Raw genomic sequence first — 3,903 nt, forward strand, 5'->3', positions numbered from 1 at the left:
AGATTTCATTTGTTCGCGGCTGATCGCGAAGCCGTCGGTCCGCTACGCCGGTCGTGCGCCGCGCCGCCTTCCGTTTTTGCAGCCAACGGATCACCCCCGTCACGTACAGCACCGGACAGGCGAGGCCGGTGACAAATACCAGAATGCGGCCTGTCATGCCGAAGGCGTGGCCGGAATGGAGCGGCCATTGCCAGTGGGTGAAGACTTCTCCTGCCGTTCCCGTAGCGGGATCGTCCACGTCCAGGATTTTTCCGGTATAGCGGTCCATCACGACGCAGCGGCGGCTGAGAAGACTGCCGGGCTCCGCCACGTCGTGCTTGCACACGGTGTAGGTGCTGGTCGGCTCCGGCGCGCCGTAGATCCAGTCCGGGCGGCCGCTGGGATAGCGGGTATCGGCGATGGCGACGGCCTGTGCCATGCCGATGGGCTCACCATCCGCAATCGGGGTGGAGCGAAACCAATAGCGGTAGGTGACCGGCGAGAACAGTTCCAGAACCGGCACCACATGCCGCGGCAGGTTCATGTAGATGCCGGAGAACAGCACGGGAATCATGATGAGCGTGGTGTAGAAGCCGAAAGCCTTGTGCAGATCGAAATTGAGGCGTTCGGCGCTTGATCGTGAGCGCCTGCAGCCATTTGCCGGTCAGCGGCCACCAGACGATGAGGCCGGTTAGCACCGAAATGATGAGCAAGGCTCCGAGAATGCCCACGAGCACATAGCCGATCCTTTCGCCGAGAAAAAAGGCGTAATGCAGCTCGAACACGAATCCGATGAACGTCCTCGGAAAAGTGCTGTCCGAGCGCTTCATCAGGCGCCGATCGATCACCTCGGCGGTGTAAGGATCGACCGCGACTTCCCAATTTTCCGATTCACCCTCCGGCAGGGCCGGCACCTGGAATCGCAGGCGGAACACCGCCGTGTCATTGCGCGGGTAGTTGGCGAAGGTCAATTTGGCGTCGGCCGGCATGGCCCGGATGCCGGCCGCGAAGATGTCCTCCAGTGGACGGTAATTTGCCTTTCCTCCAGGGCGAGCTTCGATCGTCAGCAGTTTCGGATTCAGCAGTTCGTCGATTTCCTGATGGAACACCAGGATGCTGCCGGTAATCCCGAATATCACCAGCGTCGCGCCAGCGACGAGTCCCAGCCAGAGATGCACTTCCAGCCACAGTTTCCTTCGGGTTTTCAGATTGGCGAGACGCCTTAAATTCTGGAGGGACATGGTCGATTTCCGATTTGAAGTCGCAAATTGTAGGGACGTAGATGTATCGCCGGGTTATGTCTTTCGTGAGGCCTCATGGATCTAATTCCAAATCGCTTTCAATAAGGCATTCATTTTTGTAGGGTGGGTTAGGCCGCGAGGCCGTAACCCACCGAACGGCCTCGAATCGGTGGGTTACGCGGAGCCTGTCCTGAGCTTGTCGAAGGGCCTGTCCCAAGCGGAGACTAGGGGCTAACTCACCCTACGATGAATGTTCACTCGAATGCCGACTAAATAAGACGAATGACAGAAAGAAAACCCCACCGGCATCCGGCCGGTTTGGCCGTCGAGTTCGCGCATTTCGAACGCCGGGAACGGTTGTCACCTTGTTCCGCCTTGTATCGGTGTTTGCGCCGGTTCCCAAGCTTTGGGCTTGGGAACCGGGTCTTGCAAGCTCTGGCTTGTCATGTTTCGGGAAGCGGGAGCTTCCAAGGCAGCGTTCCCAATCCGGAGATCGGGAACGAGCGTAATTGCAGGCTTCGACCGAAACGACTCGGCACGTTCGGCCCGGCTGAGTACGGCTCGTAGGATGTGGTGAGCGAAGCGAACCGCCCTTCGACTACGCTCAGGACAGGCATCGTTCGCTACGTACTCGCCGAACCAATTCAATACCGGTACTCGAATCCCCCGAACACCATGCGGGTGGCGCCGGGATTGAATTGCGCCACGTCCTGTCCTCCGGCGTCACCGGTAACGAAGACCGAGGCGGCATAGCGCTCGTTGGTGAGATTGCGTCCGTCGACGAACACCTTCCAATGTTTGCCGTCGTCCCAGCCGACGCGGGCGCCCAGGAGAGCATAGGCATCGGCCGCCAGGGTGTTGGTGAAATCCACCCAGTTGGAGCTGACCGCCGTTACGTTCGGCCCGATGTAGAAACCGCCGGGATGCTGGTAGAGCGCCTCGAAGCGGGCATTGTGCTCCGGTATGCCAGGCAGCCGGTTGTCTTTTAGCACCGGATCGTCGTCGAAGTGGAAATTGCTCCAGGTGTAACTGCCGCGCAGGCGAATGCGGTCGCCGACGTATACGCCCGGCGCATAAGCAAGCGCGTCGTTCACCGTTAGCGCCGCGCCCTCCCTGATTCGCTCCCCCTCGATCAGCGTCGTCCCGCCGGGCACTCGCCCCAGTTTTTCCCGCGATTCTTCGATGGAGGGTGTGGTAAGGCTTTGAGGTTCCGCTTCACCGGTAACCGAAACAGTGGCCAGTTGGACCGATTCGTCGCCGGTCCCTCGGGTCTGATGGCCGGCAGCGGGCGCGATGTTCGGTTTGGCAGCGCGCTTGGCGAGGCGTTCGATGGTGACGGTTCCGGGACCGATGAAGCGATAGCCGAAGCCGGTACCGTCCAGCAGCTTGTCCAGGCCCTGCTCCGGCGTTAGCGTGCTCGATAGTCCTCGGGACTTGAGGCCGCGGACGAGATCGGCATCGAAAACCAGTTTCAGGTCGGACTGGTCGGCGAATTCCGTCAGTGCATCGCCGAGCGGCTGTGCGGCGATGGCGTAGTGTCGCGCATGGCTCTTTTCTTTTTCAGAGGCCTCGGCCGGAATTACGATTGCCGCGATGACGACCGCTAGTGCGGTGAATGATCTTTTCCCCGGAGGAAAGTAGTTTGGGGGTTTTGAAACTGGGTCAAAAATGTCGGCGTCTTTGCATGTGTTCCGGTTCTTTTTGTTTTTCATGACGTTCTCGAAGGAATTCAGAAAAGGGATGTTTCTTTTCTGAACACGTGCGAACGCCAAAACCATGAACCGGGAAAGCAAAAAAATTTTCGTCGAATCGATGCGAACGAGATGGGGGTTCAGCGATGCAGCAGTACCAGCCAGGGACTCAGCCGGGTAGATCGGATGGCGAGCGCTTTCTCGACGGCTGCGAGGATGGCATCGGAATCGTCCAGGGAAAACACGCCGGTAACGCGCAGATCGTTCAGGCGATGGTCGGCAATCAGGATCTTTCCCGGCCGGTAACGGTCGAGTTCCGCGACCACTTTCACCAGCGGCTGGTCCTTGAATATCAGCTTATGCCGCTGCCAAGCGGTCGCTTGGCTCAAATCGGTCTTCTCCGGCGAACTCAAGCCGTGTGTCGGGCTGTAGGTGACGCGCTGCCCGGACGCGACCCGCACCGCCGCCTGCGCGGAATCGGCCCGTCCGTCCGCAAGCCTGACGCTGACGGCATGTTCCTGGACCGTCACAGCGATGTCTCCGGCCGTGCTCTCCGAAACCTCGAAGGCGGTGCCCAAGGCGCGGATCACCGCCGGGCCGGTTTCCACCTCGAACGGCCGGGCGGCGTTGGGCGCCACGGTGAACACGGCTTGGCCATGGCGAAGATGAATGCGCCTTCGCGATGGGCTCCAATCCAGCGCAATGGCGGTATCGGTGTCGAGCAGCACGGTGCTGCCGTCGTCCAGGCGTACTAGTTTCTGCTCTCCCGTGACGGTGGCGTAATCACTGAGCCAAAAGTCGCCGAGATAGAGTCCCTGTAGTCCGAAGGCGAGCAATAGCGCGGCCGCCGCGGCCCAGCGGGCAGGCCGGCGCCGACGCGCGGGCGAGAGCGGTGAAGGGCGCTTTTCCGGCAGTCCGACCGCGTCGGGCTGCTCTGCACGGAGATCTCCTGCCTCGTTACTCAAAACGTCCGCGACCGAAGCCCAAAGACG

Annotated in this window: 3 protein-coding genes and 1 pseudogene; all 4 read right to left on the minus strand. The window is 60.5% G+C overall.

Annotation, left to right across the window (positions count from 1 at the left end):
* A partial coding sequence (locus ABJK70_RS21480; RefSeq protein WP_347259075.1) for a PepSY-associated TM helix domain-containing protein occupies positions 1-589 on the minus strand: 589 nt, incomplete at its 3' end.
* 25 nt (positions 590-614) lie between these two features.
* Positions 615-1,220: pseudogene (locus ABJK70_RS21485) on the minus strand (PepSY-associated TM helix domain-containing protein); the annotation flags it as partial.
* 644 nt (positions 1,221-1,864) lie between these two features.
* Positions 1,865-2,932 carry a TonB-dependent receptor gene (locus ABJK70_RS21490; protein ID WP_240502628.1) on the minus strand — a complete coding sequence of 356 codons (1,068 nt, stop codon included), beginning with the start codon at positions 2,930-2,932 and terminating at the stop codon, positions 1,865-1,867.
* A 119-nt stretch (positions 2,933-3,051) separates the two neighbouring features.
* Positions 3,052-3,903, minus strand: an 852-nt coding sequence (locus tag ABJK70_RS21495; RefSeq protein ID WP_347259074.1) for a FecR domain-containing protein, incomplete at its 5' end; no start/stop codon positions are given.

Source organism: Methylocaldum sp. (genome assembly GCF_039794385.1).
In the GTDB taxonomy this organism is placed as follows: Bacteria; Pseudomonadota; Gammaproteobacteria; order Methylococcales; family Methylococcaceae; genus Methylocaldum.